Below are 26111 nucleotides of genomic sequence, written 5' to 3' on the forward strand. Positions count from 1 at the left end.
ACGGCGGGGGCCTCTCTCGTTCCAAGGCGCGAGGTGGATCAGAAATCGACCTCGACCGCGACCCCTTCGGCAATGGCCCGCTCGACGACCGAGGCGGCGACTGCCAGATCCTGAAGCCCCACGCCGGTCCCGTCAAAGACTGTGATCTCGTCCCCCGACCGGCGCCCCGGATGCGTGCCGTTGATGACCGCGCCCAGTTCGTTGACGTCGCCTTTGGCGATCAGGCCCTGCCCCACGGCATGCTGCGCCTCGCCGATGGTCACCGATTGCGCCACCTCGTCGGTAAAGACGGTGGCGCGGGCCAGGATCGCGGCTTCGACCTCCTGCTTGCCCTTGGTGTCGGTGCCCATGCAGGCGATGTGGGTGCCCGGGCGCACATGCGCATCCAGAAGCGTCGGCGCCTGGGCCGACACGATGGTCACAATGACATCCGCCTGCGCACCCAGGGTTTCCAGCGACACGGCCTCGAACGGCAAGCCGAGCTCTGCGGCCACCTTGGCCAGACGGTCCAGCTTCTCGGGCGACCGGTTCCAGGCGACGACCCGTTCGAAATCGCGGGTGGCGGCGACCTGGCGCAGTTGGAACGTCGATTGATGCCCCGCGCCGACGATGCCGAGAACCCTCGCATCCTCGCGCGCCAGATGGGCCGTCGACACGGCGGCGGCGGCGGCGGTGCGCAAGGCGGTCAGCAGGTTGCCTCCGACCACGGCGCGACATTTGCCGGTGTCCGCGTCGAAAAGGAACACCGTGGATTGGTGGTTGGTCAGGCCCTTGTCGGCATTGCCCGGCCAGTAGCCGCCGGATTTCAGCCCAAGGTTCAGCCCCGCACGGTCGAACCCCGACTTGAACCCATAGAGCGCGTCGGCATGGCCGATCGCTTCGCGGATGACAGGGAAGTTGTAGGCATCGCCGCGCGACATGGCGGCAAAGACGGCCTCGACCGCTTTGAACGCATCGTCTGCGGTCATCAGGTTGGCGATGGCGGATTCGGGAACGATGATCATGGGGACCTCGATGTGTGGAAAGGGTGCGTGACGAGCACGCACCCTACGTATTCAAAGCGACGGTGTAGGGTGCGTGGTGTCCACGCACCGCTCGGTCAATAGGCCTTGCCGCGTGCCGATACCGGCCAGAGCGTCTCGACCTTGCCGCCGCGGACCCCGACGTACCAGTCGTGGACGTTGCAGGTCGGGTCGCAATGCCCCGGCACCAGCTTCAGCTTGTCATTGACTTTCAGCACACCGTCGGGGTCTGCGACCACGCCATGCTCATCGGAGCATTTGACGTATTTCACATCCGTCCGGCCAAAGACCGTCGGCAGGCCCGAGTCGACAGACTGCGCCTTTAGGCCCGCGTCGACGATGGCCTTGTCGGCCTTGGCGTGGGACATGACCGAGGTCAGGATGAACAGGGCGTTCTCCCATTCGCCATCGTCGATGCGCTTGCCGTCCTTGTCGAGGATGCGACCGTAATCGGCGTCCATGAAAGCGTAGGATCCGCACTGCAACTCGTTGTAGACGCCCGAGGCCCCCTCGAAATAATACGACCCGGTGCCGCCGCCCCCGACGATGTCGCAATGCAGCCCTTCGGCTTTCAGTGCATCGACCGCGTCGCGCACCATCTCGATCGCGATCTGGGTCTTGCTCTGCCGCTCGGCGTAGTCGTCGAGGTGCTGCATCGCGCCCTGGTAGGCCTGGATCCCGGTGAACTTCAGCCCCGGGGCCGCGTCGATGGCCTTGGCCAGGGCGACGACTTCGGGCGTCGTGGTGACACCGCAGCGACCCGCGCCACAGTCGATCTCCACCAGGCATTCGATCTGCGTCCCCGCCTCGGTCGCGCCTTTCGACAGGTCCGCGACATTGGCCAGATCATCCACGCAGCAGATGGTCCGCGCGCCCAGTTTCGGCAGGTTGGCCAGGCGCTTGATCTTTTCGGGTTGGGTCACCTGGTTGCTGACCAGCACGTCCTTGATGCCGCCGCGGGCGAAAACCTCGGCCTCCGACACCTTCTGGCAGCAGACACCGCAGGCGCCACCCATGTCCTGTTGCAGGTGCTGCACGTCGACGGATTTGTGCATCTTGCCGTGGCTGCGGTGGCGCATGCCGTGGGATTTGGCGAAATCGCCCATCTTGCGGATGTTCCGTTCCAGCGCGTCCAGATCGAGGATCAGGCAGGGCGTCTGGATGTCGGCTTCGTCCATGCCGGGCACGGCGGGCACATCATAGCCGACTTCGAGGTTTGCGTAGTTCAGGTCTTTCATGGTGGCCTCCTCAGCCCTGCATCCAGGGCAGTTTATCCAGATCGACGTTTCCGCCGGTGACGACGACGCCCACGCGTTTGCCCGCGAAGACGTCCCTGTTCCTGAGGATCACGGCCAGCGGCACGGCGCAGGACGGCTCCATCACGATCTTCATGCGCGCCCAGGTCAGGCGCATGGCGTCGATGATTTCCTGCTCGCTCGCGGTCAGGATGTCGGTGACGTGGTTGCTGACGAAATGCCAGGTCCGCTCCTTGAGCGGGACCTTGAGACCATCCGCCACCGTTACCGGCGCATCGTCGGCAATGATGTGTCCGGCGCGGAAGGACCGCGCGGCATCGTCCGCCTGCTCAGGCTCCGCCGCGATGATCTGCACCTTGGGGGCGATATGGCTGAGCGTCAGGCAGGTGCCCGAGATCATGCCGCCGCCCCCGATGGGCGCAACCATCATTTCGACCGGCGCGCCATGCTCCTCCATCTGCTCCATGAATTCGAGGCTACAGGTCCCCTGCCCCGCGATCACCCGCGGGTCGTTGTAGGGGTGGACGAAATCGGCGCCCGTCTCGGCCTCGACCCGGGCAAAGACCTCTTCACGGCTGGTCGTGGAGGGTTCGCATTCCGTGATGATGCCGCCATAGCCGCGCACCGCGTCCTTCTTGGCCTGCGGGGCCGCGCGCGGCATGACGACGTGGCACGGAATGCCTCGCCGACCCGCCGCATAGGACAGCGACAGCGCGTGATTGCCCGAACTGTGTGTCGCCACACCCCGGGCCGCCATCTCGTCGGACAGGCCGAAGACGGCATTGGTGGCACCGCGCACCTTGAAGGCGCCGGCCTTCTGGAAGTTCTCGCATTTGAAGAACATCTCGCAGCCCGCCATCTCATTCAGGAACGACGACGTCAGGATCGGTGTGCGGTGGATGTAAGGCCTGATCCGGTCCTGCGCGGCGATGACGTCGTCAAAGGTGGGGATGTCCAACCCGTTCACGTCCTTCATTCTGCGGCTGCCTTCTGCTGCGTGTTGCCGTGACGATAATAATCCTGCGCCGCCGCGACGCCCGAGCCGAGCTTGATCGGCAGGCCCAGGTCGACCATCGCCATTTCGGCCACGGCAAGGCCCGACAGCATCATCGCATCCGTCAGCATGCCAAGGTGGCCGATGCGGAAAACCTTGCCCGCAACCTCGCCCAGACCCACGCCAAAGGCCATGTCGTAGTCCCGCGCAGCGACCGTCACGACGTCGGTGGCGTTGAATCCGGCCGGGGTGCAGATGGCCGAGACGCTGTCCGACCAGACGTCGGGCGACGCCGCGCAGAGCTTCAGGTCCCAGGCGTCGACCGCCCGGCGCACCCCTTCGGCCATGCGGTGGTGGCGGGCGAAGACATTTTCCAGACCCTCGGACAAGAGCATGTCGCAGGCGAGTTTCAGGCCGTTCATTAACCCGACCGGCGGCGTGTAGGGGAAGGCGTTGTTGGCATAACCCTTGGCCATATCGGCCACATCAAAGAAAGTCCGGTGCAGCTTTGCCGTCTTCGTCGCGGCCATGGCACGGGGCGAGAAGCCCAGGATGGCGAGCCCGGCGGGCAGCATAAACCCCTTCTGCGACCCGGTGACGGCGATATCGACGCCCCATTCGTCGAAGCGGAAATCCATCGACCCGATGGAGCTGACCCCGTCGACCATCAGAAGCGCGGGGTGGCCAGCCGCCTCCATCGCGCGGCGCACGCCCGCGATGTCGGATTTGACGCCGGTCGCCGTCTCGTTGTGGGTGGCCAGAACCGCCTTGATCGCGTGGCCCGTGTCGGCGCGCAGGATTTCTTCGTAGGTTGAGACGGGAATGCCATGACCCCAAGGGGTCTCGACGATCTGCACATCCAGACCGTGACGCTGGCACATGTCGATCCAGCGATGGCTGAACATCCCGTTGCGCGCCACCAGGACGCGGTCGCCGGGGGACAGGGTGTTCGAGATCGCCGTCTCCCACCCGCCGGTGCCGGTGGACGGGAAGATGAACACCTCCACCTCGGTCGACTTCAGAACCCGGCGCACCCCATCAAGGCAGGGATGCAGGATGTCGGCGAAAGCCGGGGACCGGTGGTCCATCGTCGGCATGTGACAGGCCAGGCGAACGGCCTCGGGCATATTGGTCGGACCCGGGATGAAGACGGGGTTCTGCGAGGTCATGGCGATCTCCGAAGATTGGGCACGGTCTCCATTTACGCAACGGAACCCCGCCGGGCAATTTTTTTGAAAACAGTTTTCATTTTGCGACGGGTCGGATTATGGGTGCCTTATCAGCTAGTTGTATTTTTCACTTCGGCGCGTTGCCCAAATGCGGAGCAGTTTATGAACACCCCGAAACCGGAATCGGCGCGCCTCAGGGGCCGTCCAAAGGCCTTCAACGACAAGACCGACCAGAACACCATCAAGGCGCTGGACCGGGCGATGCATGTGCTGCGGAGCCTGTCTGAGCTGGAAAATGCGACGCTTACGACATTGGCCCAGACGACGGGCGACCCGGCGGCCAGCGTTTACCGCATCCTGGTGACGCTTCAGGCGCATGACATCGTGGAACTCGATACCTCCGACCAGACCTGGCATGTCGGCCCCGGCGCGTTTCAGATCGGGTCCGTCTTCCTGCGTCGCACGTCCCTGATCGAACGGGCCCGGGAACCCATGCGCGACCTGATGGAGGCGACGGGCGAGACCGCGAACCTCGGCATCCGGTCGGGCGGCGATGTCCTCTTCGTCAGCCAGATCGAGACACATGCACCGATCCGCGCGTTCTTTCCACCCGGCACCCGCGGCGACCTGCATGCGTCGGGCATCGGCAAGGTCCTGCTGTCGGCGATGGAGCCGGAGCGGCGCGCGGCCATCCTGCCGTCGCCCCTGCCGCGCTATACCGACGCCACGCTATCCGACCCCGAGGCCCTGGCCGCAGATCTGACGCGGATCGCCGCGCGCGGCTATTCGGTCGACGACGAGGAAAAGAACACCGGCATGCGGTGTATCGCGGCCCCGGTGCGCAACCTGCACGGCGAGGTGGTGGCCGGCATCTCGGTCTCCGGCCCGACCAGTCGCGTCGCACCGGACCGGGTCGCCGACTTCGCGCGCCAAGTCATCGACGCAGCCGAAACCCTGTCACAACGGCTTGGCGCGCGGCCTAGAGCGCCGCGTGACGATTGACGTCCTTGTAGAGCAGATAGCGGAACGGCCCCGGCCCCCCGGCATAGCAGGCCTGGGGGCAGAAGGCGCGCAGCCACATGAAATCGCCCGCCTCCACCTCGACCCAATCGGAGTTCAGGCGATAGACGGCCTTCCCCTCCAGCACATAGAGCCCATGCTCCATCACATGCGTCTCGAGGAAGGGGATCACCCCGCCCGGCTGGAAGGTCACGATGGTGACATGCATGTCGTGCCCCAGGTCGTTCGGGTCGACAAACCGCGTCGTGGCCCAGGCCCCGTTCGTATCGGGCATGACCGTCGGTGCGACCTCTGCGTCCGAAGTAAAGACTGCCGCCGGGACCGCAATTCCGTCGACAGCCTGATAGCGCTTGCGGATCCAGTGGAACCGCGCCACCGCGTCGCCGGTGTTGTGCAGGGTCCAGCCCGACCCGGGCGGCAGCCAGGCATAGCCCCCTTCGGCAAGGGTCTGCGTCGCGCCGTCGAGGGTGATCGTGATCCCGCCCTCGACCACGAAGATGCCCGCCTCGGCACCCGCGTCCGCCTCGGGATGGTCAGACCCGCCGCCCGGCTGCACTTCCATGATGTATTGCGAAAACGTCTCGGCAAAACCGCTGAGCGGTCGCGCCAGAACCCAGAGCCGCGTTCCCGTCCAATGGGGCAGGAAACTGGTCACGATATCCCGCATCGTGCCCTTGGGGATGACGGCATAGGCCTCGGTGAAGACAGCCCGATCCGTCAGAAGATCGGTCTGCGGCGGGTGGCCGCCGGTCGGGGCGAAATAGCTGCGGTTGGTCATGCGGGCTCCGGTGCTCATGTGGCACCATCGTCGCCTGATTGCCGCCGCTTGCCAATGGGGTGACATCATCCGCACGACATCGCCTGCGGCGAAAGAGCGGGGACCGGATGGTAAGGGAACAGATGGTGCCCGGGGGCCTGCGATACCGACTGAATGATGCTTCGCGCCGTCTCATACGCATGTTAAACTTTTAGGTTATATCGTTTCTTCGATATCAGTGCGTCTCGCAGTGTCGCAGCTCTTGCTCGATGTAGGGGTGGTTCCAGAGGTGGAGATAGATGCTTGCGCTGCACAAGCTCACGGCCAAGACAGTCAAGAACGCCAGTCGGGGCAAATACTCGGATGGCCGGGGCTTTGGACTCATGGGCTGGCCGACGGCGGCGGTCAGTGGTTCTTGCGGATCACCACCCACGCCAGACGCGGGGAGATAGGGCTGGGCAAAGCCAGCATTGTGTCGCTGAAAGAGGCGCGAGACCTTGCCAAACGCTGGCGCGCTGAGGTCTCGGTCGGCACTGATCCAATCAAAGAGCGAGAGCGGCTCAGACGTGAGGCAGCCCGAAATACCAACACGCTGACCTTCGTAGCCGAGGAAGCATTCCAAGCGCGCATCCGCACCTCGGCCCTCTGTTTTCATAGGGAAAATCCGTGTCACCCCCGGTACAGCCTCCGTACACCCTCTGTACAGACGCGCGTACACCCCCTGCGCGCGGTCGTCCGGCGGAGGCGCAACGGGGGGTGTTCTGGGGTAGGAGGCGTTACGCCTGATGCTGCCCCGAACGGCCCGCAGTCATTCACGTCGCGCGCCATGCCGATGGCGAACGGGGGAGATGTCGATTTGTTGACGTTTGGGCAACAATAAATGTCCGGGTCTGCCAGTGAGCCTGGAGTTCCTCGATCCAGGGATCGTCCACAGAGCCCTAACGCTTTGTTCCAATGGGCGTTCGGCATGACGACGCTGCACAGCTGCCGTCTCGCCGACGTGCATCCGACGGTGACCGGGTGGTGTAATCTTTGGGATACTAGTCGAACAAATCACAGGCTTTCGACACATTTTAACCAGTTTTTCGGGGATTCTGGGGGTCAGAAACACGCAAACACAGAGGTCCTGTACCATGCAGAAACAATTCGGCCTGAACGCACGCGGATGCCTTGTTCTGGCACAACTCCTGGGTGGGGTGGCATTGTCCGCCTCGGTTCTTGCGACGACGCCCGCAGCGGCTCAGGAAGAATGCACGTCCTATACGGTCGTGCGAGGCGACACGCTCAGCCTGATCGCAAAACGCGGCAACGTGGCGGGTGGGTTCCAGGCCATCTTCAGCGCCAATTCGAACACTCTGGACAACCCCAACATCGTGCAGGTCGGTCAAGTCCTTCAAATTCCATGCCGGGACGGATCCTTGCCCAATGCAGCTGCCGCACAGGAAAGCGCGGCCGCTGCGGCGCCGACGCCGGTTCCGGTCACCTCGACCCCGAGCCGCCCGCTGCGCATCGCCACGGGCAGCGGCTATGCTCCGTTCACCGATGAGGACATGGCGGATGGCGGTGCGCTGACCAAGATGGTCAGGCGTGCAGTTGCGGAAGGGAACCCGGATCAGGAGTTCAGCATCAGCTTTGTGAACGACTGGGGCGCGCACCTCGATAGTCTGGTGCCGAGCGGGGCGATCGACATGACCTTCCCGTGGTTCAAGCCGGATTGCTCCAAGGTGGAATTCCTGTCAGAGGCTAGCGCCTACCGTTGCACGGGCTTCAACCATTCCGAGCCGCTCTATGATGCACTGGTCGGATACTACACGCTCAACGGCAGCGCCTATGCGGATGCGACCACCTATCAAGACATCATGGGCGCGCGCATCTGTCGCCCGGAAGCCTGGTTTACCTTCGACCTGGAAGCCGAGCAGTTGATGCCGCCGAACGTGGAACTGGTTCGCCCCGTTCCGCAGGACGGTTGCTGGCAACTCCTGCTCGACGGTGAGGTGGACATCGTGACCCTCGATGCGCTTCCGGCGGAAGAGGACTATCGCGAGTTGGGCCTGGAAGATCAGGTCGCGAATATCGAGGCGCTTGCGTCAAAGCAGACGATGCACGTATTTGTCGCCAAGGATAACGTCTTTGCCAACGAAGCGCTGCAGATCGTCAATGCAGGTCTTGAAGACCTTCGGTTGTCCGGAGAATGGTTCGAGATCGTTCGGTCCGGCATTCTGGAGACTGTCGACAACTAGGCATCCGGCAAGGGGCGGGGGCCGTTCCCCCGCCTCTCACCAGTCCGAGTTTCGGCGCGTACTTTTACCTTTTTGTGTTCCGGTCCTCTTCTCAACCAAACGGTTTGAAAATGAAAAAGCACAACGCCATGACGGCCCGAAAGACTCTCAGCACGCTCATGATGTCTGCCGTGCTGTCGCTTGCCATGTCCCCCGTTGCCGCGGCATTGGAGCCCGGCGACGTCACGCTTCAATTCGCGAACGGTCAGGACACGATTTCCGGGACGCTGACAGACTATAAGGACGGCAAGTTCTTCATGCAGGCGTCTATCGGTCTGGTGGTCATTCCGACCGACGGTGTGACCTGCGTCGGCGATCCATGTCCGGAGTCGACGCGCCCGGCGGTTTCGACACTTGTCGTCCTGACGTCGAAGGATGGGTCGGTGTCGCTGTCCGGGCAACTCGTCGATGTGACGGCTGATGAGTATCTGATCGTGACCGCCGTCGGGGACCAGCGCATTTCACGCGCGCTGGTCAATTGCGCGGGCGAGAGTTGTCCCGCCGGGTCCCACAGCGCGGATCAGGACATGTTCGTGGAACTGACCAACGGCCAGATGAAGTTGAGCGGCGATCTGCTGGAATACGACGGCGACACGTTCTTTGTGAACGACCGTCTCCTGGGCAATATCCGCGTGAATGCGCGGGGCGTCGACTGCGTCGGTGCGGGCTGCCCGAAGTAAGCGTCTCGTCATCCGCGCGAGGCGGCGGGCAACGGGGCCATGTTCCGAAGTATCGGGTGGACGGACCGCGGAAGTTCGGTAGCTTCCGGCGGGCGTCTTTCAAGCTGTCTGCCAGGATTTCGAGCGATCCCGCTCCGCGTCAGTCGTTTGCTTCGCAAACGATGAAAGGTGGCGCGCATTGGGGGCTTGATGCCTCCGGCATCGCAGTGCGTAATCGACGGGCTCGCCTGCGTCCGCGCCGTCGCATGACCGATCACCCTTCCTCCCTCTAGAGCCGATACAACGTCTTCTGGTTCGTGGTCATGCCCTGGCGCTCAAGCAGGATACCGATCCGGCCCTTCTCGGGATCATGCTCCGCATCACCCTGCCTGGCAGCGGATAGCCGAACCGACGCCGCTCCCTGGCGATCGCCGTCACCGCTGCGCGGATCTCGGACAGTCGGACGGGCGTGGCATACGGTCTGTCGGCTGACCGATCTGTAGTCGTCGATGCTCGTCTACCACCTGATTCGCACGGCTTTGGATCTTGGATGAATGCATGGGAAATTCGGAATTTGGCTGCCGAACGAATCAATTCCCCGTAGTGTGTTCGCACTACGGAGTGCCTGTAAACGGGGGTATTCCAGCAGTGTGGATGCGCGGATTTCCGGTGAGCATTGATGCGGAACAGGCGGTTTTATGCTAATGTGAGTGCTCGGGGTATGAACGATTGTTGCGGCAGCGTGGACCGCTGCCCCGCGAAATCCGACCATGATCCTTCTCCCCGCACTGTGGTCGCGGATGGCGACCGAGACGTATTTCGGGTGGAACATTTCAATGCGCGGCGTGCCTACGACAGAAACCCTCATCGAAACGATATACAATTGCGCTCTCGGCCTCGCGGACTGGCATAGCCTGTGTTTGCAGATGCGCGAGGCGGTGCCGGGAATGGGGGTCGCGCTGCACCTGCACCAGATGGGCGAACTGAACAACGTCGGCGTCGTCGAAACCGGGTTCGATGCCGCGGCCTTCCCCGACTATGTCGAACATTACATGAACGTGAACCCCTGGCTCACCGGCCTGGAGCGAAGCCCTGCCGGACTGCTCCTCCATACCGACGACATCGTCCCGGAAGAGATGCTTCTGCGCAGCGAGTTCTGGAACGACTGGCTCAGGCCGCAGGGCGACTACGCCGCCGGGTCCGCCATTGTCCTGTCGCGCACGCTCAACCGCAACTGCGCCATCTTGACGAATTACTCCCACAGGTCCGAGTCGATGCGGCAGGGGGCGGATGATCTCTTGCGGGAGGTCGGACCGCATATCCAGCAGGCTTTCGGCTTGTGGTGCCGCTCGACCATCGAGCGCGAGCGGGCCGAGATATCAGAAGGGTGTCTCGGAACGCTGCCGATGCCGTTGGTCATCGTCGACGGTCACCGCAAGACCCGTATGGTCAACGAGGAGGCGGATGCGATCCTTCTGCGCAACGACGGTCTACTGCTGGGCGCGAACCGCGAGCTGCGGGCCCACGACCGCTGCGCGGACGCCAAGCTGGGACAGGCGATCGCCGATGCGGCCACGCGGTGCCGCCCCGCCACCCCGATCCTGATCGAAAAGCGATCCACTGAAACCCCCGCGGGGCATTATGTCGTCTCAGCCTTCCCCGCCCCGCATCAGCGGATTGACATGGAGTTCGGCAACTTCACCTTCCAGGACGGCAAACTCGTCGCTCTGGCGATCCACGATACCAGCGCGCGGCTGCGCCTTGATCCCCAAGTCCTCTCGGACGCCTTCGGACTGACGGCGACGGAAGCCGACCTGTCGTGCTTCATGCTGAATGGGGCCACGCTGGCCGACTACGCGCGATCGCGCTGCGTGTCGCGCTATACCGTGCGCAACCAGCTCTGCTCGATCATGCACAAGACGGGAACCCATCGGCAGTCCGAACTGATCGGACGGCTGACGCGCATTGCGCTGACCGTCTGAACTCCTCCGCATCAGCCTGACCCACGGCCGCGACCGGATCGCGGCCGTTTTCGTTGCGACGTGACACCGGCGGCGGCGCGTCATCCATCACGCGATCATGGTGCATTTGCACCAGACCCGGGGGTCGCCTGTCGCTCGATGGGGTCCGTCCATACGACGTAGCACGCGCATCCGGTTCATGCGGGGGGCGCGACCGCACCGGAGGGGCCTGATGCATGGTCACGGGCATGGAAAGCGCATCCCGGCTAGCCTTGGGGGGTCCCGGAAAGTTGCGGATTGGCCGTTTCGCCGGGGATCAACAAAGGAGCTATTTTCATGAAAAAGATCATCATTGCCGCCATCCTGTCTCTCGCAGCCGCGCCCGTCTTCGCGCAGGCCAACGTCTCGACCGTGGGTCAGCTTGGCCTGGGCAACGTCCAGGGCACCTTCCAGGACGGGGCTTTCAACGTCTCCGGCACGGGTCAGGTCGGCGCCGCGAACCTGTCGATCACCGACCAGGTCGGCATCGCGAACCTGTCCGCCACGGCTCAGGTGGGCGTCCTCAACGGATCGTCGACCACCCAGCTCGGCGCGCTGAACGCGTCGGGAACGATCCAGACGGGTCTCGCCCACAGCGCAACGACCACCCAGGTCGGCGTGGGTAACGTCTCGATCACCAGCCAGTCGGATTGATCGGCTGTCTGTCCGGGTCCGGTCTGTCCTCCAGGAGAGGGCCGCCGCGACCCGGACACCATCTGCAGAAATTTCAGGATCAGGGGTTCGTCATGCATCGTTACATCACATACATATCGGCAATCCTGCTCGCCGGGGCCACGTCCCTTCACGCCGTGCCTTCCCTGGCGCAGGCGAACCAGGCGGACGTCGTCCAGATCGGCAGCGGCAATTTCGCCGTTACGGCGCAGGACGGCTTCGCCAACCGGGCCACGACCGTTCAGGTCGGCACCGGAAACACCGCCTCGATCAGCCAGAGCGGGACCGGAAACACCGGAATTGCGGTGCAGGTCGGCAGCAACTTCAACGCCGAAATCGAACAGTCCGGGACCGGTTCCTATGCCGTCGTCCAGCAGGTCGGCGACGGGGCGGGTTCCCAGACGGTCCGCAGCGTATCCCGCAGCAGCCTCTCGGTCAGCATCGGGGTCGGACATAGGAGCGCGTGGAGCCGCGCGAGCGGTTGGCGATGACCGGCGCGGTGGCCGCAGACTGGCCGGACAAAGGATGTCTGATCGCTGTCGCGTTGATCCTCGGCGCTGCCGTCGCCACGATTTCAGAGGGAGAGACCATGTCAGATCATCCGACGGAATGTCGCATCGAGGCGTCCGGGACAGGCGGGATCACCTACCTGACAGCCATCGTCGCCAGCGCCCGCCCGCTCCGCGGCACGGCCTCGCTGAGCGTGGACTCGCGCGGGGCGGGTGGCCGCTCCTCGAATACGCAGAGAGCATCTTTCGCGATTGATGCGGCGGACGGCCAGGCGATCGTGGGGCGCGTCGGCGTCTCTAGCGGATCCGCCACCACCGTGACCGCCCGGCTCACCGCGACTTGGGACGGAGGCCAGACCAGCTGTGCCTACCCGTAGCGGACCCGGAGGGCCCGCATTCTGAAACTCGAAACCATGGGAGAAAGACCATGACACAAAACCGGATGAAGATCGCGCTCGGAATGATCGCCGCTATGGCAACCGGGGGCGCTGCCTTTGCGGATGCACATATCTCGGTCGGGGATGCGACGGGCGACAACTCTTCCGTCAGCATTCAGAGCTCCACCGATGGCGGCACGCCGTCGCTTTCGATGAGTGTTTCGAACGGGGATCGTCAGATCGATATCGACTCGGGCGCGCTCGGTTCGGACTCGGGGGCAGGTCGCGCCGAAGAAGCGCTCGACGGGCTCGGCAACCTGTCGGTCCAGTCGGCTGTGACCGACGACCGCGCAGCCGACATCTGCGAGTTGCAAAGCCAACTCATAGAGTGCCGCTAGTCAAATCGGTTGCCGCCATGATGGGTATCGATCAACGCCCCAGATACTGACGTCGATGTCCGTCTCCTCCTTGCCCACGGCATCGACACGAAGTGCCGTGGTGCTGATCTGGCATGTCCGAGCGACGTCCCGAATAAGTCGAGCGGCGTGCCAGTAACAGCGGCATTGACCCCAAACCCGTGGCGCAGCCCCTTGGGGCTGCGCCACGGCGCGTCAGGCTGCCCGGCCTCGATCACGGCACGCTTGACGATCTGCCAGTTCGGTATTTGGGCGCACTTGCGGGACCGCTGCCTCCCTGCGGTTCTTGAGCTTGCGGGCGATGATCATCCCCCCGATAGATCCACCCACACCGGAGTGATCCCGAGGCGCTCGGATGGCCGACGTCCGTCGAAATGCGGCATCCAGCACAGCGTGCGGTCACGGCCGGGCTGTTGACGGGTGACGGCGAGGACGACGGCGCGCTCCTCGGCGTTGAGATTGAGGCGGTTTGCGTCATGCCGCCAGCGACGTGAAGGTCCGCTTGACGGAAGTTGCGCTGCGGCATCCGGGGGGTCCGGCGAGCGTCCGCTCAGGGCGGTATCTCGAGCGCCGGGTGCGCGGCTGCATCTCAACCACACCTGTCTTCATCCTACGACCCAAGCGACCTCATCGAACTCGCTCCGCCCAAGCACAAGGCAAACTGAGGTGTGGATAGGCTTTATGTGACCTACGGCAATATACTGCAATTTATTTGTATTAGTGGTGCCCGGGGGCGGAATCGAACCACCGACACGAGGATTTTCAATCCACTGCTCTACCCCTGAGCTACCCAGGCACCGGGTGTCGGAGGGTGGCGATTGCCGGGCCTCCGTCGGGTGTCGTCCGTCTAAGTCAGAGGACTAGGGGTGTCCAGATGAAAAACACCGTCGCCTCGCGTCAGTTGGGGCGGGCCCTCCGCTCCAACTCTTCCATGGTCTTCTCAAGGGCTTCCTCGGCGTCGTCGGGGTCGGTCGAGGGCAGCGCATAGGCCCCCGTCAGCCAGCGCCCCAGATCCACATCAGCACAGCGGGCCGAGCAAAACGGGCGGTACTTGGCCTCGGCCGGTTTGTCGCAGATCGGACAGGTCACAACAGCTCCTCCAACGGGCGACGTTCGCGGCGGCGGGTCAGTTCGAAATGGCCGAGAGGGGTCCAGCCGATCAGCGATGTCTCGACGACGTCGGTCTTGAAGGCTTGCCGCAGGGCGCTCTCGAAGATCCGGCGTTCCTTCTTGGGCATCGGGGCCAGGTCCAGCACGATCTGCCCGCCAAGCCCGCGCAGGCGCAACTGGCGCGGCAGTTCGCGGGCCAGGGCCAGGTTCGCCTTCAGGCCACCCGCCCCGCCTTCGGGCGTATTGACGTCGACCGCGATCAGGGCGCGCGTCGTCTCGATATAGGCGGTGGCGACGCCCAGCGGCACGTCGGGCACGCGCAGCGCCTCGATCTGGTCGGCGGCCTGCTCCCAGTCTTCGGACACGTCGTCGGCCTGCCAGTCGCGCCAGGCCAGAAGATGGGCGTCAGGGCCGTCGATCAGACGCTCGGGCCCGTCGCCCCAATCGGACAGAACCTGATCGGCCAGGGCCCAGGTCTGCGCCAGATCCTCGGCCAGCGTAGCCGCATCGACGCCCTCGCAGGCGGTCCGCAGGATGATGCCGTGGTCCCCCCGCTCCGGCAGTGTCTCGTGGGCGATCTCCAGCAGCCGATCCCGCTCTTCGTCATCGGCCAGCGACCGCGCGACATTCACCCCCGGCGCGCCAGGCGTGACGATGCAATAGCGCGACTTGAAAAGCACGCGGTCGGTCACGGGCACGGCCTTGCCCGCCTCCGCATGGCCCGTGACCTGCACCAGCAGGACCTGCCCCGGGGCCATCCCCTTGGCATTGCGGTGCCACCCGGTCAAACCGTCGCCCAGGCGCAGAAACATGCCGCCCTGCCCCTTGACCGGCCGGTCGCAGACCGCGCGGAACACGGTGCCGAGCGGCGGGCGATCATCGGCCCCGTCGATCAGCAGATCGTCCAGAATGCCGTCCACCATCCGCGCGGCGGCGGGCCGCCCGTCGTGGTGGCCCAGAATGACCTGTGTGCCCTTCATCGCCAGACCTCCAGCCCTGCGGCTTGCAACATGTTCGCCGTCTCATGCAGCGGCAACCCGACCACGCCGCTGAAACTGCCCTCGATCCACGACACGAAGGCGGCGGCGGGCCCCTGGATGGCATAGCCGCCCGCCTTGCCCCGCCAATCGTCGGTCGCAAGATAGCCGTTCACCTCGACGTCCGACAGGCGTTTGAACTTCACCGATGTGACAGAGGTCCTGGCCCATGTCGCCTCGCTCCGGCGCACGCCGATGGCGGTGATGACCTTGTGACGGCGACCGGACAGCAGATGGAGGAATTGCGCCGCTTCGCCAGCGTCAGCGGGTTTGCCCAGAATGCGGCGCCCGACGGCCACCGTCGTATCGGCACAGAGGACCACATCGTCCGGTCCCGCCTCGACCGCGGCCAGCTTGGCCGCCGTGATCCGCTCGCAATAGGCGCGTGGCAATTCGGCGGGCAGCGGTGTCTCGTCCACGTCGGGGGCGCGCACGACATCAGGCACTAGACCTAACTGCCCGAGCAGCTCCAGCCGCCGGGGGGAGCCCGATCCGAGGACAAGCACCTTACTTGAAACGGTAATTGATCCGTCCCTTGGTCAGGTCGTAGGGGGTCATCTCGACCTGTACCTTGTCGCCTGCCAGCACGCGGATACGGTTCTTGCGCATCTTGCCCGCGGTATGAGCGATGATCTCATGGCCATTCTCGAGTTCGACCCGGAATGTCGCGTTCGGCAAGAGTTCACGCACGACACCGGGGAATTCGAGCATTTCTTCCTTGGCCATGTTCTCTCCTGAAGTGAGCCGCCTTGCAGGGCGGCGGATGCGGCTAGATGGGGGGAATCGTGGAAAACTTCAAGAGGCAAACCGCCGTGACCCGGTGGCGGCCATGTACCGACGCAGCACCCGCGCGAAACCCGTTCCCCGGCTCACGCGGGCAACGTCGCGTCCGGGCTTCGGTCTCGACCGTCACGCCGCGGATCCCTTGGCCCGCCGCATGTCGTGATCGCCGGGTCTGTCAGAGGTCAGGAGGCGGTCGTCGCGGCCCCGTTCGATGCCCCGCACGGAAGGTCGCGCGCGTTCTTGCGTGGAGGCCGTCGCTGCGGGGTGGTTTGCCTAGCCGAACCGTTCCTTCAGCCGCTTCAGAATCTGGTCGCGCGTCATGCGGTAGCTGCCCAGTTTCTGCTCGCGGCCCTCGCCCAGACCGGTCGGGTCCATGATGGGCCAGTATTCGACGTCGATATGGGCGTGGCGGGCCAGTTCGAGCGCCTGTCTCTGCGACGCGGGCGACAGCGCCACGATCAGGTCGAACCCCTCAAGGTCGTCGCCCCATTGGCGCATCTCGTCGAAGCTGCGGGTGCGGTGGCGCGACAGTTCGACACCGATTTCCTTGCACACGGCGATGGCGAACCCGTCGACGTCGATGTCGTTCTTCACCCCCGCCGATTGGACGTAGATGTCCATGCCATGCAGCTGCTTCATCAGCCCCTCGGCCATGGGGGACCGGACGGCATTGTGATCGCAGCAGAAGAGGACGGATTGTGGCAGGTCTCCCATTCTCAGCTGCCGAAATGCAGGACGCAGATCAAGGTGAAGAGGCGGCGCGCGGTGTCGGTATCCACCTCTGCCTTGCCCTCCAGCCGTTCCTGCAGGATGCGCGCGCCCTCGTTGTGGATGCCGCGCCGGGCCATGTCGATGGCTTCGATCTGACTGGGGGGCAGCTTCTTGACCGCGTCGAAATAGGCCTCGCAGATCTGCCAGTAGTCCTTGACCACCTGCCGGAACGGCCCGAGCGACAGGTGAAACTCCCCCGCCTTGCCCGCCTCGGTCGAGATGTCGAAGACCAGCCGCCGCTCCCGGATGGCCAGCATCAGGTCATAGGGCCCTTGCGGCGCGCCATCGGCCAGCGGCACGAAGCTGTTGTCTTCAAGAAGGTCGAAAACCGCAACCGCCCGCTCCTGCTCGATCTCGGGCGTGGGCGTCGGCAGGTTGGCGTCGTCGATGCGGATATTTGCGATGCGGGCTGTCACTCGGGCAGATCTTTCAGTTGTTCGGCTTCCCAGTCGGCCAATGTCTGTCCGCCCGGTTCGGCACGCCATTCCACCCGCCCGTTTGCCGCGCGCCCGGTCACCACGGCGGCGGCGGCAGAGGGAGAGTTGAACGCGTAATCCTGGGTGAACATGGCGTGACTTTCCCCCGTCCGCAACACGCCTTCATCGATCAACCGGGCCCGAAGCGCCTTGTAGCCATAGTCATGTTCCCCGAGGCCCACCCAGTCGCGTCGCGCCACCGATCCCTCCAGTACCGTCAGACGCGCACCGTCCAGCCGCGCGCGACAATCCACACCGATCCGCGCGCTTTGCAGCACGAACATCGGGGCCGGGTCGGTCGGCGCGACGTCCTGCGCGGGGCGACGCGCGGAGTCGAGCAGCGTGACCCCGAGGGCCGGCAACACCATCCGCAGCATGTCGAGGAACTCTTCCATGTTCGCGCGCTGCGCCTCGGTCAGCGAGGCGGGCAACGGATCGTTGCCGTTGTCCAGATCGGCGTTCCCGGCGGCGCGCGCCAACTGCACCAGCCGAGCCTCGATATACCGGACATGCGCCTTGTGCAGGTTGTCGGCGGATGTGGTCAGGATCAGCGCCTCGCTCCACCAATCCTTCTGCGCGTCGTGGCTCCGGATGCGCGCGACGACGCTTTCCGCCTCTCCGACATAGGCGCGGGGCCTGCCGTCCTGCTCCCCAAGAAGGAGGTAGGCGCCGGTGAACCCCGCTTCCGGCCGCCGCAACCCATCCGCCAGTCGCAGCCGTGGAATGCGCAGAACATGCCCGGTCCAGCCGAACACTTCCGCCGTCAGAATGCCGTCGGGTGTGCCATCCGCAAAATAGAGCTCCAGCGAGCGGCCACGCGTCACCGGTTCAACCGGTCCAGCCGGGCCTGAACGCTCAACCCATGGGCCTCCAGCGATTCGGACGTCGCCAGCCGGACCGCCGCCGGGCCGATCGCGTGCAGGCTCTCGGGCGTCATCCGGGCCATCGTCGTCCGCTTGATGAAGTCCATCACCGACAAGCCCGACGAAAACCGCGCCGACCGGGCCGTGGGCAGCACGTGGTTCGGGCCGCCGATGTAGTCGCCGATGGCCTCTGGCGTCCATTGGCCGAGGAAAATCGCGCCCGCATGGGTGATCTTCGCGGCCAGCGCATCGGGGTCGGCCACGGCCAGCTCCAGGTGTTCGGGTGCAATCCGGTTCGACAGCTCTGCCGCCTGCGCCAGATCCCGCACCACAACGACGGCGCCGAAATCGCGCCAGCTTGCCCCGGCGATGGCCCGCCGCTCCAACGTCTCCAGCCGCTTGTCCACCGCCCGCGCCACCGCCGCGCCGAACGCGGCATCATCGGTGATCAGGATGCTCTGCGCGCTCTCGTCGTGTTCAGCCTGGCTCAGCAGGTCGACGGCGATCCAGTCGGGGTCGTTCTGCGCATCCGCAATCACCAGAATCTCGGACGGCCCCGCGATCATGTCGATCCCGACCCGCCCGAACACGCGCCGCTTGGCCGCGGCGACAAAGGCGTTGCCCGGTCCGGTGATCTTGTCCACCGGCGCGATGGTGTCGGTGCCATAGGCCATGGCCGCCACCGCCTGCGCCCCGCCGATGCGATAGATCTCGGTCACGCCGGAAATCTGCGCCGCCAGCAGGACGAGCGGATTGACCACCCCGTCGGGCGTCGGCACGCACATCACCAACCGCTCGACCCCGGCCACGCGCGCGGGCACGGCGTTCATCAGGACAGACGAAGGATAGCTGGCCAATCCGCCCGGCACATAAAGCCCCGCCGCCGACACCGGCGTCCAGCGCCAGCCCAGGGTCGCGCCCGTCTCGTCGACCCAGCTTTCGTCGCGGGGCATCTGCCGGTCGTGATAGGCACGGATGCGGGCGGCGGCCAACTCCAGCGCCGCGCGATCCTCGGCCGACACCTGCCCCGCGTAATCCGCAATCTCGTCTGCCGAAAACCGCATCGTCTCAGGCGTCAGGTCCAGCCGGTCAAACCGCGACGTCAGATCGCAGATCGCCGCATCCCCCCGCGCCCGGACATCGGCGATGATCGCCGCCACTGCCTCGTCCACGTCGGGCGCATCCTCCCGCTTCATGGTCAGGAGGGCCGCGAAACGGGCCTCGAAATCGGCATCGGTGGCATTCAGGAACTGCGGCATCGGACTCTCGGGCGGCGAATGGGTTTCGCCTGACTAGTCGCCCGCGCCCGGGGCCTCAAGACGCCGTGTCATGAGCACATCGTCACGGCTGACCCCCTCGACCCGGATGGCGTCCTGGCGGCGGCCGATCTCGACAAACCCCTCGCGCGCATAAAAGGCCCGGGCCCGCCGGTTTTCGCCATCGACCCAGAGGTCCAGCCAGACGACGCCCGCCAGAGCCGCCGCTTCCGCCAGCGCATCGAGAAAGACCTTGGCCGCCCCGGTGCCGCGCGCCGATGCGGTCAGGTAGAACGGCCCGATATCCGCCCTGTGGCGCAAGCGCTCCAGATCCCATAGATGCAGCCCCGCATGGCCGATCAACGCGCCCTCGTCCGTGAAAAGACCATAGGTATTGCCCCGTGCCAGGGCCGACTCGACCCGCTCCGGCGTCATTTCCGCCACCTCGTCGAACGACAGAAGAAACGCCTCCGGATGCGCCTGGGTCCCCTCACACATAAGCGTGAACCAGGCGGCGGCATCGCCGGGGTCGAGCGGGCGAACGCGCGTCATTCGGGGTGTTCGGGCACCTTGCCCGAAATGGCGTCATAGGATCGCGTCACGTCGCGCAACGTCACGTCGAGGCATTCGCACTCCACCTCCACCAACCCGTCGCCCGCGAATATGAGCCTCAGCTTGCCCTCGGCATCCGCGCCCGCCTCCCATTCGAGCGACAGCAGCGACAGCACCGTATCGGCATCGCCCGGCACAACGCCCTGCCCGCGCACCGCGGTTGCATCGCCGATGATCAACATGCTCTGGGTGCGCTGCGGCGGACGCAGGGCCACTTCCCACCGGAACCGGTTCAAAAGCAACACAACCTGCCTGCGCCGCTGCATCCACTGCATCTGGGTGCCGGGCAAGACGGCGTCCTGGCACAGGGCCGAAATGACCTGCAAATCGCCCGCCTCCGTGGCCCAAAGGCGCAGAGGGCGGCCATCGGCATCGGCGAAACGTGCGTCCTGGGGTCGGTCGGTCATCGGGTCAGTCTTCCTTGGTCTTGGCGGTCGGGGTCGGTGCGGGACGGTCGGGCGTTGCATCTTCGTCTGATCGCGCGCGCTTCTGCGCCTTGCGACGCGACATGTTCGCCTTGAGCGCAGCCTTCAGCCGATCTTCGCGAGTGGATGCCCCTTTTTGCGCCATGCCGTCTTCACCGGGTCTGCGGGCCATCGGCCCTGTTGCCTTGGGTCCACATAGCCGGGGCACCCGCCCTGGTCCAGCGACCGGCGCGCATTGGGGGGTTGCAGCACCGTCCGGTTCGGTCTAATCCGCCCGCCACGAGGCCGGTGCAGTTCGGCCCCGCCGTGACAACACGGAACCAGAGATGCTGTGGTAGCTCAGTGGTAGAGCACACCCTTGGTAAGGGTGAGGTCGAGAGTTCAATCCTCTCTCACAGCACCATCTCCCCGCCGACAAAACCACAAGCGCCAGCTTGACCGCGGCCCCGGTGCTTCACTATCCCCGGGGTTCAGCGCCGCGCCGGAGAGGGCCGATGACACAGCTTGGTCCGACCCTTGGCGTCGATTTCGGTACGTCAAACTCAGCAGCCGGGTATCTGCGCGACGGGCGGCCGCATCTGATCGAGATGTCGCCGGGCAAGACCAGCCTGCCCACCACCTTCTTCTTCGACTTCGACACCCGCCGGACGCTGATCGGCGAGCCTGCCAATCAGGCGATGCTCGACGGGGCGGACGGGCGGTTCATGCGCGCGCTCAAACGGGTTCTGGGCACCCCTTTGATGCACGAAAAGCGCCAGATCCTGAACGAACGGGTCACATTCGTCGAGATCATCGCCCGCTTTCTGGCCCAGATCAAAACCCGGGCCGAGGCCGAGACGGGCCTGACCTTCGACCGCGTCCTGTCGGGCAGGCCCGTCGTCTTTCACGGCCCCGGCGACCCGCGCGAGGCGCAGGCCGAGGCGGACTTGCGGGCCTGCTACCTTGCCGCCGGCTTCAAGGCAGTCGAATTCATGGCCGAACCCCAGGCCGCCGCCATCGCCAGCGGGACCACGGATACCTCGGGCGAACTGGGCCTGATCGTCGATATCGGCGGCGGCACGTCGGATTTCTCGCTCTTCCGCGCGACGGACCGGGGCGTCGACGTGCTGGCCAATCACGGCATCCGCATCGGCGGCACCGATTTCGACCGTGCGATCAGCATCGACCGCGTCATGCCGCTACTGGGCAAGGGCACCGAGTTGCGCAAGGAGATCGGCGCGGGCCTGCTGCCGACCCCGAACGCCATCCTCAACGATCTGGCCACATGGGAGAAGATCCCCTTCCTCTACACCGCGCAAAACCGACGCGCGGTGCAGGACATGCTCAAACTGTCCGAAGCACCGGGTCGCCTTGGCCGCCTCGCCACGGTCCTGACCGACGAGTTGGGGCACGACATCGCCTTTGCCGTCGAACGCGGCAAGATTGCGGCCAACGGCCCGGAGGCACAGGCCCGCATCGACCTTGGCGACGTGGAGCGCGGGCTGTTCGCCCCCCTGTCGGCCAGCCATCTGCGCGATATCCTGGCCCTGCACGCCGACGATCTGCGCCAAGCCGCGCAGGAGACGCTGGCGATGGCGCATGTCACCCCGTCGCAGGTGCAGCGCGTGATCTATGTTGGCGGCTCCAGCCTGATGTCGATGGTGACGGGCACCATGGCCGACCTCCTCCCGGGCGCGCAGCATGCCATGTCGAATGTCTTTACGGCGGTGACCGACGGCCTTGCCATCGCCGCAGGTCAGGACGCCGCCGTCACATCGTGATCGTAAAGCCAGCCGAACGCCCGCAGCGGCGCGGTCGGCGCCACACGGCCCAGGGTGCGCAAGGCGCCCTGCCCGACCACCCGCCGCAGCCCCGACAGGTGATAGTTGCGCGCATTGCCCGCCGCCGCGGCCAGCGCCCGGGTCACCCGGGGCCTGCGCGACCCCTGCCATCCCGCCCCATCATCGAGCGACCCGGCCAGCGTGAACGCATCCTCAAGGCCCAGGTTCGCCCCCTGCGCCAGAAACGGCAGCGTCGGATGCGCCGCGTCCCCGATCAACGTGCAGATACCACGATGCCAGTCGGGCGTCGCCCCATGGTCCATCAATCCCCAGAGGTTGACCGCCGTCACCCGGGCCAAAAGGTCCCGCACAGACGGCGCAAAACCCGCGAAGGCCGCGCGCAGATGGTCGGGGTCGTCCTGATGGGACCAACCCGCGTCGACCCAGGCCGCGCGCTCCTCGACCGCCACGATGTTCAGGCTCCGACCGTCGCGAAGCGGATAGCACACCAGATGTCGCCCCGGCCCCATGTGGACCTGCGCCTCGTCCGGCCAATCCTGCACCGGCACGATGGCGCGCCAGGCAACCTGTCCGGTGAAGGTGCCGCGATGGTCAGGGGCCACGAAGCCGCGCGAGGCGCCCCGCGCCCCATCGGCCCCGATCAGTCGGCGGGCCGCGCATTCCCCCCCGCCCGCGAATATGACCGACCGTCCCTCGTCCCTTATCGCCGTCACCCGCTTGCCCAGATGAAGCACCACCCCAAGCTCGGTCGCCCGTGCGGCCAGCGCCTCGATCAGGTCGGCGCGGTGCATCAGATGGAAGGACGGGCCAAGCGGCATCCGGATCACCGACCGCCCCGTCGGCCCGTCGATCAGATGGACGGCGCGGCTTTCCCGCGACCGGGGCATGACGCCAAGGGCCTGCAATACGCGCCAGCCGTTCGGGGCAATCTGCAGTCCGGCGCCGACTTCGGTCAGGCGCGGGGCCTGTTCGATCACCTCGACCGACCGGCCCCGCTGCGCGCAGGCGATGGCACAGGCCAGCCCGGCGATCCCGGCCCCCAGAACGGTGACATCCGGCCCCACGGGATCAATCGTCGCGGTGAACCTTTTCGCGCCGCTCGTGACGCTCCTGCGCCTCGACGGTCATCGTGGCGATCGGGCGCGCATCCAGACGCTTGAGCGAAATCGGCTCTCCGGTCTTTTCGCAGTAACCGTATTCGCCCTCGTCGATCCGGCGCAGCGCCGCCTCGATCTTGGAGATGAGCTTGCGCTGACGATCCCGGGTCCGCAGTTCCAGCGCCCGGTCGGTCTCCTCCGAGGCGCGGTCGGTGATGTCGGGGATGTTGCGGGCGGCCCCCTGCAGGCCCTCGATCGTGCGTTCGGTCTCGCCCACGAGTTCGGCCTTCCAGGACAGCAGCTTGCGGCGGAAATACTCCACCTGCCGCTCGTTCATGAAAGGCTCGTCCTCGGCTGGCGTGTAATCGTTCGGAAGAAAGGTCTCGGCTTTCATCTTATGCTCCCTCGCCCTTGGTCCCGTGCGACAAATGCCCCAACGGGGGCCGGTCTTCGGGGCCTCTGGCGCCGCGCTTACATGACGTTATGTAGCTTGTCACGCCCTGCTCACGCGGATTTGCCCGATTGCTTGCGCAACTGCGGACGACTGCTAGGGTGCGGCCCGAATTGATGACGAAAGCGAGACGGTAATGCGGTTCGAAGGCACCAGGGACTATGTGGCGACCGACGACCTGTCGGTGGCCGTCAACGCGGCGATCACGCTGCAACGCCCGCTTTTGGTCAAGGGCGAGCCGGGGACGGGCAAGACCGAACTGGCGCGTCAGGTCTCGCTTGCCCTGGGTGTTCCCATGCTCGAATGGGCGGTGAAATCGACCACCCGCGCGCAACAGGGTCTCTATGAATACGACGCCGTCTCCCGCCTCCGCGACAGCCAGTTGGGCGACGAGCGTGTCCACGACATCACCAATTACATCCGCAAGGGCAAGCTCTGGCAGGCCTTCGAGGCCGAGGAGCGCGTCGTCCTGCTGATCGACGAGATCGACAAGGCCGACATCGAATTTCCCAACGACCTGCTGCAGGAGTTGGACCGCATGGAATTCCACGTCTACGAGACGGGCGAGACCATTGCGGCAAAACACCGCCCCATCGTCATCATCACCTCGAACAACGAAAAGGAGCTGCCGGACGCCTTCCTGCGCCGCTGCTTCTTCCACTACATCCGTTTTCCCGACATGGATACGCTGCGCGCCATCGTCGAGGTCCACTTCCCCGGCATCAAGCAGACCCTTCTGGCCGCCGCCCTGACCCAATTCTTCGCCGTCCGCGATCAGCAGGGCCTCAAGAAGAAGCCGTCGACCTCCGAAATGCTCGACTGGCTCAAGCTGCTGCTGGCCGAGGATCTGAGCCCCGAAGACCTCGCCGCCGACCCCAAATCCGCCCTCCCCCGCCTGCACGGCGCGCTCCTGAAGAACGAACAGGACGTCCACCTCTTCGAACGCCTCGCCTTCATGGCCCGCGGCGGGCGGTGAAGACCGCACAAGACGATATCGCCGCCCTCGTCTGGCAGCTCCAACGGCGACAGATGATCGAAGTGGCACATTCGGCCCGCTGCTTCACTGCCTACCAAGGGGCACGACAAGTCCCGGCCCTACGATCCCAGCATAGCGAGGCCGTCGACCGATACCGTGCGTTCTGCGCACGTCCGACGCGGATCGGCGCGCTAATACTGCGCTTCCTGACCGGCGCGACGGTCCGAGACCCAGACATCCGAGCCTTCGCCTTCGCGTGGCTGGCCGCCGACGTCCGCGCCTTGTCGGGGTCGATGACAGACCCCAACCGTCTTTCGCCGCCTGACGCGTGACGTCCCTCGACGCCTCGGCAACCCGCCATCCGGGGCCGACCTGTCGCTCCGCAATAGCCTAGACACTGCTTGCCGGATCCAGGCCTGTCCTCCAGCGTGTCACCGCGAAAATGCCCTGTCGCGCGCCCCGCCTGCCCCGATGCTCTCCAGTCAAGCCGCAGGCCCGGCAAGTCCCGGCTGTCAGATGTCAGCCAAATCGAGCTCTTGTGACAGAAGAAGAGTGACCCAAATCATGCCCGGATTGGGCCATGCGACCGGTCGTATTCTGCGCATCAACGGCCCGCAAAGAGCCTCCACACCAGTTTTGCGAGATGCACGTATATCGGGAATGGACCCGTGCCGGTGGCCTAACCGACAGGCCGCGCAGCGAGGGCTGCGGTGATAAGCGCGCAGTGTTGCCTGACGACCTCGCCGCGCGGTTGTCCTCTGCTTGCAGGTGAGTTTTGCAGGTCCGAAAGTCCATGAATGGCGGACCATGCAAAGAATTGGTGCTCCGGGCGCGGTGGTGCAATCACGGCAAAGGTGGCCAGCTCGCCAAGGCACTTTGCCAACCATCCGTAAGTCGTCGGTCTGTTTTCGTTCGAGCCGGGGACAAGTCCCAAAGGGCCGAACATCAAACGCCACAATTCGGTTCGATCGTGCGCGAAGCCAACATAGGCTTTGGCCAAGGCTTCGAACCTCGCGCGTGCATGGTCTGCGTCGCGGGCGGTGCTGGCAAAGGGAACGGTCCTTTCGAAGACTTCGGCCAAAGCGTCGAACCCTCGTTCGGCGACGGCACGCATCAGGGCATCCTTGTCTGGAAAGTGGCGGTAGGCCGCGCCCGGCGAAACCCCAAGATCGCGGGCGGCCTGGCGCACGGAAAGCTCGGCGAGCGCACCACGATCAGCGGCAGCAATCGCATAGGAAACAAAGGCTTCCTTGAGATTTCCGTGGTGATGGGTGTCGCGGTCTTTAGCCTGGTTCATGGCGTTGTTGTAATCAGTGTTTACATGCGCCGCAAGGCGGCGTAAG

30 protein-coding genes and 2 tRNA genes are annotated in these 26111 nt (G+C 65.2%); 12 read left to right on the forward strand and 20 right to left on the reverse strand.

The window, feature by feature from the left end:
* Positions 1-38 precede the first annotated feature (38 nt).
* The 4 genes from bhcD to bhcA form a co-directional block, all read right to left on the reverse strand.
* Positions 39-1004 (reverse strand): iminosuccinate reductase BhcD, encoded by a 966-nt coding sequence (bhcD, locus tag BM002_RS04815; protein ID WP_092777812.1) that lies wholly within the window; start codon positions 1002-1004, stop codon positions 39-41.
* Between the two features lie 95 nt (positions 1005-1099).
* Complete coding sequence (bhcC, locus tag BM002_RS04820; protein ID WP_092777814.1) at positions 1100-2260, reverse strand: 3-hydroxy-D-aspartate aldolase BhcC; 1161 nt, start codon at positions 2258-2260, stop codon at positions 1100-1102.
* Between the two features lie 10 nt (positions 2261-2270).
* Entirely contained in the window at positions 2271-3254 is a 984-nt protein-coding gene (gene bhcB, locus BM002_RS04825) for a beta-hydroxyaspartate dehydratase BhcB (protein WP_092777816.1), read from the reverse strand.
* Positions 3251-4441, reverse strand: coding sequence for an L-aspartate--glyoxylate aminotransferase BhcA (bhcA, locus tag BM002_RS04830; RefSeq protein WP_092777818.1), 1191 nt, complete (start codon positions 4439-4441; stop codon positions 3251-3253). The genes bhcB and bhcA overlap by 4 nt, the downstream gene beginning before the upstream one ends.
* 162 nt (positions 4442-4603) lie before the next feature.
* Here bhcA and bhcR point away from each other — a divergent pair, with 162 nt between their 5' ends.
* Positions 4604-5443 carry an HTH-type transcriptional regulator BhcR gene (gene bhcR, locus BM002_RS04835; protein ID WP_092777820.1) on the forward strand — a complete coding sequence of 280 codons (840 nt, stop codon included), beginning with the start codon at positions 4604-4606 and terminating at the stop codon, positions 5441-5443.
* On the opposite strand, the gene BM002_RS04840 is transcribed toward bhcR, so the two are convergent.
* Complete coding sequence (locus BM002_RS04840; protein WP_092778786.1) at positions 5421-6239, reverse strand: bifunctional allantoicase/(S)-ureidoglycine aminohydrolase; 819 nt, start codon at positions 6237-6239, stop codon at positions 5421-5423. The genes bhcR and BM002_RS04840 overlap by 23 nt on opposite strands.
* Positions 6240-6507: 268 nt before the next feature.
* On the opposite strand from BM002_RS04840, the gene BM002_RS04845 reads away from it, so the two are divergent.
* From BM002_RS04845 to BM002_RS04880, 8 genes are all read left to right on the forward strand, one after another.
* The gene (locus BM002_RS04845; protein WP_245749161.1) at positions 6508-7098 is read left to right on the forward strand and encodes an Arm DNA-binding domain-containing protein; all 591 of its coding nucleotides are present in this window, start codon (positions 6508-6510) and stop codon (positions 7096-7098) included.
* A 253-nt stretch (positions 7099-7351) separates the two neighbouring features.
* On the forward strand, positions 7352-8458 hold the full coding sequence (locus BM002_RS04850; protein ID WP_092777822.1) for a LysM peptidoglycan-binding domain-containing protein: 1107 nt from the start codon (positions 7352-7354) through the stop codon (positions 8456-8458).
* A 110-nt stretch (positions 8459-8568) separates the two neighbouring features.
* The gene (locus tag BM002_RS04855; RefSeq protein ID WP_092777824.1) at positions 8569-9177 is read left to right on the forward strand and encodes a hypothetical protein; all 609 of its coding nucleotides are present in this window, start codon (positions 8569-8571) and stop codon (positions 9175-9177) included.
* A gap of 749 nt (positions 9178-9926) precedes the next feature.
* The gene (locus BM002_RS04860) at positions 9927-11138 is read left to right on the forward strand and encodes a helix-turn-helix transcriptional regulator (RefSeq protein WP_139212262.1); all 1212 of its coding nucleotides are present in this window, start codon (positions 9927-9929) and stop codon (positions 11136-11138) included.
* Positions 11139-11453: 315 nt separating this feature from the next.
* Positions 11454-11810 carry a hypothetical protein gene (locus tag BM002_RS04865; RefSeq protein ID WP_092777828.1) on the forward strand — a complete coding sequence of 119 codons (357 nt, stop codon included), beginning with the start codon at positions 11454-11456 and terminating at the stop codon, positions 11808-11810.
* Positions 11811-11902: 92 nt separating this feature from the next.
* Entirely contained in the window at positions 11903-12319 is a 417-nt protein-coding gene (locus BM002_RS04870; RefSeq protein WP_092777830.1) for a hypothetical protein, read from the forward strand.
* Between the two features lie 98 nt (positions 12320-12417).
* Positions 12418-12714 carry a curli-like amyloid fiber formation chaperone CsgH gene (gene csgH, locus BM002_RS04875; protein WP_139212263.1) on the forward strand — a complete coding sequence of 99 codons (297 nt, stop codon included), beginning with the start codon at positions 12418-12420 and terminating at the stop codon, positions 12712-12714.
* 50 nt (positions 12715-12764) lie between these two features.
* Complete coding sequence (locus BM002_RS04880) at positions 12765-13112, forward strand: hypothetical protein (protein WP_139212264.1); 348 nt, start codon at positions 12765-12767, stop codon at positions 13110-13112.
* Between the two features lie 739 nt (positions 13113-13851).
* On the opposite strand, the gene BM002_RS04890 is transcribed toward BM002_RS04880, so the two are convergent.
* The 12 genes from BM002_RS04890 to BM002_RS04945 form a co-directional block, all read right to left on the reverse strand.
* Positions 13852-13926 (reverse strand) — tRNA-Phe (locus tag BM002_RS04890).
* Between the two features lie 101 nt (positions 13927-14027).
* Complete coding sequence (locus BM002_RS04895) at positions 14028-14219, reverse strand: DNA gyrase inhibitor YacG (protein WP_092777836.1); 192 nt, start codon at positions 14217-14219, stop codon at positions 14028-14030.
* Positions 14216-15220, reverse strand: coding sequence for a ribonuclease E/G (locus tag BM002_RS04900; RefSeq protein ID WP_092777838.1), 1005 nt, complete (start codon positions 15218-15220; stop codon positions 14216-14218). Before BM002_RS04900 ends, BM002_RS04895 begins: the two co-directional genes overlap by 4 nt.
* Positions 15217-15783, reverse strand: coding sequence for a Maf family protein (locus tag BM002_RS04905; protein WP_092777841.1), 567 nt, complete (start codon positions 15781-15783; stop codon positions 15217-15219). Before BM002_RS04905 ends, BM002_RS04900 begins: the two co-directional genes overlap by 4 nt.
* Before the next feature lies 1 nt (position 15784).
* Positions 15785-16003: a translation initiation factor IF-1 gene (gene infA, locus BM002_RS04910; protein ID WP_055087116.1), complete on the reverse strand. Its 219-nt coding sequence runs from the start codon at positions 16001-16003 to the stop codon at positions 15785-15787.
* 330 nt (positions 16004-16333) lie between these two features.
* Positions 16334-16774 carry an arsenate-mycothiol transferase ArsC gene (locus BM002_RS04915; RefSeq protein ID WP_092777843.1) on the reverse strand — a complete coding sequence of 147 codons (441 nt, stop codon included), beginning with the start codon at positions 16772-16774 and terminating at the stop codon, positions 16334-16336.
* A gap of 2 nt (positions 16775-16776) precedes the next feature.
* The gene (locus tag BM002_RS04920; protein WP_245749125.1) at positions 16777-17247 is read right to left on the reverse strand and encodes a UPF0262 family protein; all 471 of its coding nucleotides are present in this window, start codon (positions 17245-17247) and stop codon (positions 16777-16779) included.
* Positions 17244-18131, reverse strand: coding sequence for a GIY-YIG nuclease family protein (locus BM002_RS04925; RefSeq protein ID WP_092777847.1), 888 nt, complete (start codon positions 18129-18131; stop codon positions 17244-17246). Before BM002_RS04925 ends, BM002_RS04920 begins: the two co-directional genes overlap by 4 nt.
* Positions 18128-19429, reverse strand: coding sequence for a histidinol dehydrogenase (gene hisD, locus BM002_RS04930; protein ID WP_092777849.1), 1302 nt, complete (start codon positions 19427-19429; stop codon positions 18128-18130). The genes BM002_RS04925 and hisD overlap by 4 nt, the downstream gene beginning before the upstream one ends.
* Positions 19430-19462: 33 nt before the next feature.
* On the reverse strand, positions 19463-19978 hold the full coding sequence (locus BM002_RS04935) for a GNAT family N-acetyltransferase (RefSeq protein WP_092777851.1): 516 nt from the start codon (positions 19976-19978) through the stop codon (positions 19463-19465).
* Entirely contained in the window at positions 19975-20445 is a 471-nt protein-coding gene (locus tag BM002_RS04940; RefSeq protein WP_092777853.1) for a DUF2948 family protein, read from the reverse strand. Before BM002_RS04940 ends, BM002_RS04935 begins: the two co-directional genes overlap by 4 nt.
* Before the next feature lie 4 nt (positions 20446-20449).
* Entirely contained in the window at positions 20450-20635 is a 186-nt protein-coding gene (locus BM002_RS04945) for a hypothetical protein (protein WP_092777855.1), read from the reverse strand.
* Between the two features lie 156 nt (positions 20636-20791).
* On the opposite strand from BM002_RS04945, the gene BM002_RS04950 reads away from it, so the two are divergent.
* Both BM002_RS04950 and BM002_RS04955 read left to right on the forward strand, forming a co-directional pair.
* Positions 20792-20866, forward strand: a tRNA-Thr gene (locus BM002_RS04950).
* 91 nt (positions 20867-20957) lie between these two features.
* Positions 20958-22223 (forward strand): Hsp70 family protein, encoded by a 1266-nt coding sequence (locus BM002_RS04955; RefSeq protein WP_092777857.1) that lies wholly within the window; start codon positions 20958-20960, stop codon positions 22221-22223.
* On the opposite strand, the gene BM002_RS04960 is transcribed toward BM002_RS04955, so the two are convergent.
* Both BM002_RS04960 and dksA read right to left on the reverse strand, forming a co-directional pair.
* On the reverse strand, positions 22199-23308 hold the full coding sequence (locus BM002_RS04960) for an FAD-dependent oxidoreductase (protein ID WP_245749126.1): 1110 nt from the start codon (positions 23306-23308) through the stop codon (positions 22199-22201). The genes BM002_RS04955 and BM002_RS04960 overlap by 25 nt on opposite strands.
* Before the next feature lie 4 nt (positions 23309-23312).
* Positions 23313-23735, reverse strand: coding sequence for an RNA polymerase-binding protein DksA (dksA, locus tag BM002_RS04965; RefSeq protein ID WP_092777861.1), 423 nt, complete (start codon positions 23733-23735; stop codon positions 23313-23315).
* A gap of 193 nt (positions 23736-23928) precedes the next feature.
* Here dksA and BM002_RS04970 point away from each other — a divergent pair, with 193 nt between their 5' ends.
* Positions 23929-24768, forward strand: a complete 840-nt coding sequence (locus BM002_RS04970; RefSeq protein ID WP_092777863.1) for an AAA family ATPase — start codon at positions 23929-23931, stop codon at positions 24766-24768.
* 679 nt (positions 24769-25447) lie between these two features.
* On the opposite strand, the gene BM002_RS04980 is transcribed toward BM002_RS04970, so the two are convergent.
* A complete protein-coding gene (locus BM002_RS04980; protein WP_175484801.1) occupies positions 25448-26065 on the reverse strand; it encodes a TetR/AcrR family transcriptional regulator in 618 nt (205 codons plus the stop codon).
* Positions 26066-26111 lie beyond the last annotated feature (46 nt).

Origin of the sequence: Jannaschia pohangensis, assembly GCF_900113875.1 — a bacterium.
In the GTDB taxonomy this organism is placed as follows: domain Bacteria; phylum Pseudomonadota; class Alphaproteobacteria; order Rhodobacterales; family Rhodobacteraceae; genus Jannaschia; species Jannaschia pohangensis.

What these genes read in the sequence shown, in the direction of transcription:
- bhcD (WP_092777812.1), bottom strand. Translation starts at nt 1,004, where the DNA reads ATGATCATCGTTCCCGAATCCGCCATCGCCAACCTGATGACCGCAGAC.
- bhcC (WP_092777814.1), bottom strand. Translation starts at nt 2,260, where the DNA reads ATGAAAGACCTGAACTACGCAAACCTCGAAGTCGGCTATGATGTGCCC.
- bhcB (WP_092777816.1), bottom strand. Translation starts at nt 3,254, where the DNA reads ATGAAGGACGTGAACGGGTTGGACATCCCCACCTTTGACGACGTCATC.
- bhcA (WP_092777818.1), bottom strand. Translation starts at nt 4,441, where the DNA reads ATGACCTCGCAGAACCCCGTCTTCATCCCGGGTCCGACCAATATGCCC.
- bhcR (WP_092777820.1), top strand. Translation starts at nt 4,604, where the DNA reads ATGAACACCCCGAAACCGGAATCGGCGCGCCTCAGGGGCCGTCCAAAG.
- BM002_RS04840 (WP_092778786.1), bottom strand. Translation starts at nt 6,239, where the DNA reads ATGACCAACCGCAGCTATTTCGCCCCGACCGGCGGCCACCCGCCGCAG.
- BM002_RS04850 (WP_092777822.1), top strand. Translation starts at nt 7,352, where the DNA reads ATGCAGAAACAATTCGGCCTGAACGCACGCGGATGCCTTGTTCTGGCA.
- BM002_RS04855 (WP_092777824.1), top strand. Translation starts at nt 8,569, where the DNA reads ATGAAAAAGCACAACGCCATGACGGCCCGAAAGACTCTCAGCACGCTC.
- BM002_RS04860 (WP_139212262.1), top strand. Translation starts at nt 9,927, where the DNA reads ATGATCCTTCTCCCCGCACTGTGGTCGCGGATGGCGACCGAGACGTAT.
- BM002_RS04865 (WP_092777828.1), top strand. Translation starts at nt 11,454, where the DNA reads ATGAAAAAGATCATCATTGCCGCCATCCTGTCTCTCGCAGCCGCGCCC.
- BM002_RS04870 (WP_092777830.1), top strand. Translation starts at nt 11,903, where the DNA reads ATGCATCGTTACATCACATACATATCGGCAATCCTGCTCGCCGGGGCC.
- csgH (WP_139212263.1), top strand. Translation starts at nt 12,418, where the DNA reads ATGTCAGATCATCCGACGGAATGTCGCATCGAGGCGTCCGGGACAGGC.
- BM002_RS04880 (WP_139212264.1), top strand. Translation starts at nt 12,765, where the DNA reads ATGACACAAAACCGGATGAAGATCGCGCTCGGAATGATCGCCGCTATG.
- BM002_RS04900 (WP_092777838.1), bottom strand. Translation starts at nt 15,220, where the DNA reads ATGAAGGGCACACAGGTCATTCTGGGCCACCACGACGGGCGGCCCGCC.
- infA (WP_055087116.1), bottom strand. Translation starts at nt 16,003, where the DNA reads ATGGCCAAGGAAGAAATGCTCGAATTCCCCGGTGTCGTGCGTGAACTC.
- BM002_RS04915 (WP_092777843.1), bottom strand. Translation starts at nt 16,774, where the DNA reads ATGGGAGACCTGCCACAATCCGTCCTCTTCTGCTGCGATCACAATGCC.
- hisD (WP_092777849.1), bottom strand. Translation starts at nt 19,429, where the DNA reads ATGCCGCAGTTCCTGAATGCCACCGATGCCGATTTCGAGGCCCGTTTC.
- BM002_RS04935 (WP_092777851.1), bottom strand. Translation starts at nt 19,978, where the DNA reads ATGACGCGCGTTCGCCCGCTCGACCCCGGCGATGCCGCCGCCTGGTTC.
- BM002_RS04940 (WP_092777853.1), bottom strand. Translation starts at nt 20,445, where the DNA reads ATGACCGACCGACCCCAGGACGCACGTTTCGCCGATGCCGATGGCCGC.
- BM002_RS04945 (WP_092777855.1), bottom strand. Translation starts at nt 20,635, where the DNA reads ATGGCCCGCAGACCCGGTGAAGACGGCATGGCGCAAAAAGGGGCATCC.
- BM002_RS04955 (WP_092777857.1), top strand. Translation starts at nt 20,958, where the DNA reads ATGACACAGCTTGGTCCGACCCTTGGCGTCGATTTCGGTACGTCAAAC.
- dksA (WP_092777861.1), bottom strand. Translation starts at nt 23,735, where the DNA reads ATGAAAGCCGAGACCTTTCTTCCGAACGATTACACGCCAGCCGAGGAC.
- BM002_RS04970 (WP_092777863.1), top strand. Translation starts at nt 23,929, where the DNA reads ATGCGGTTCGAAGGCACCAGGGACTATGTGGCGACCGACGACCTGTCG.
- BM002_RS04980 (WP_175484801.1), bottom strand. Translation starts at nt 26,065, where the DNA reads ATGAACCAGGCTAAAGACCGCGACACCCATCACCACGGAAATCTCAAG.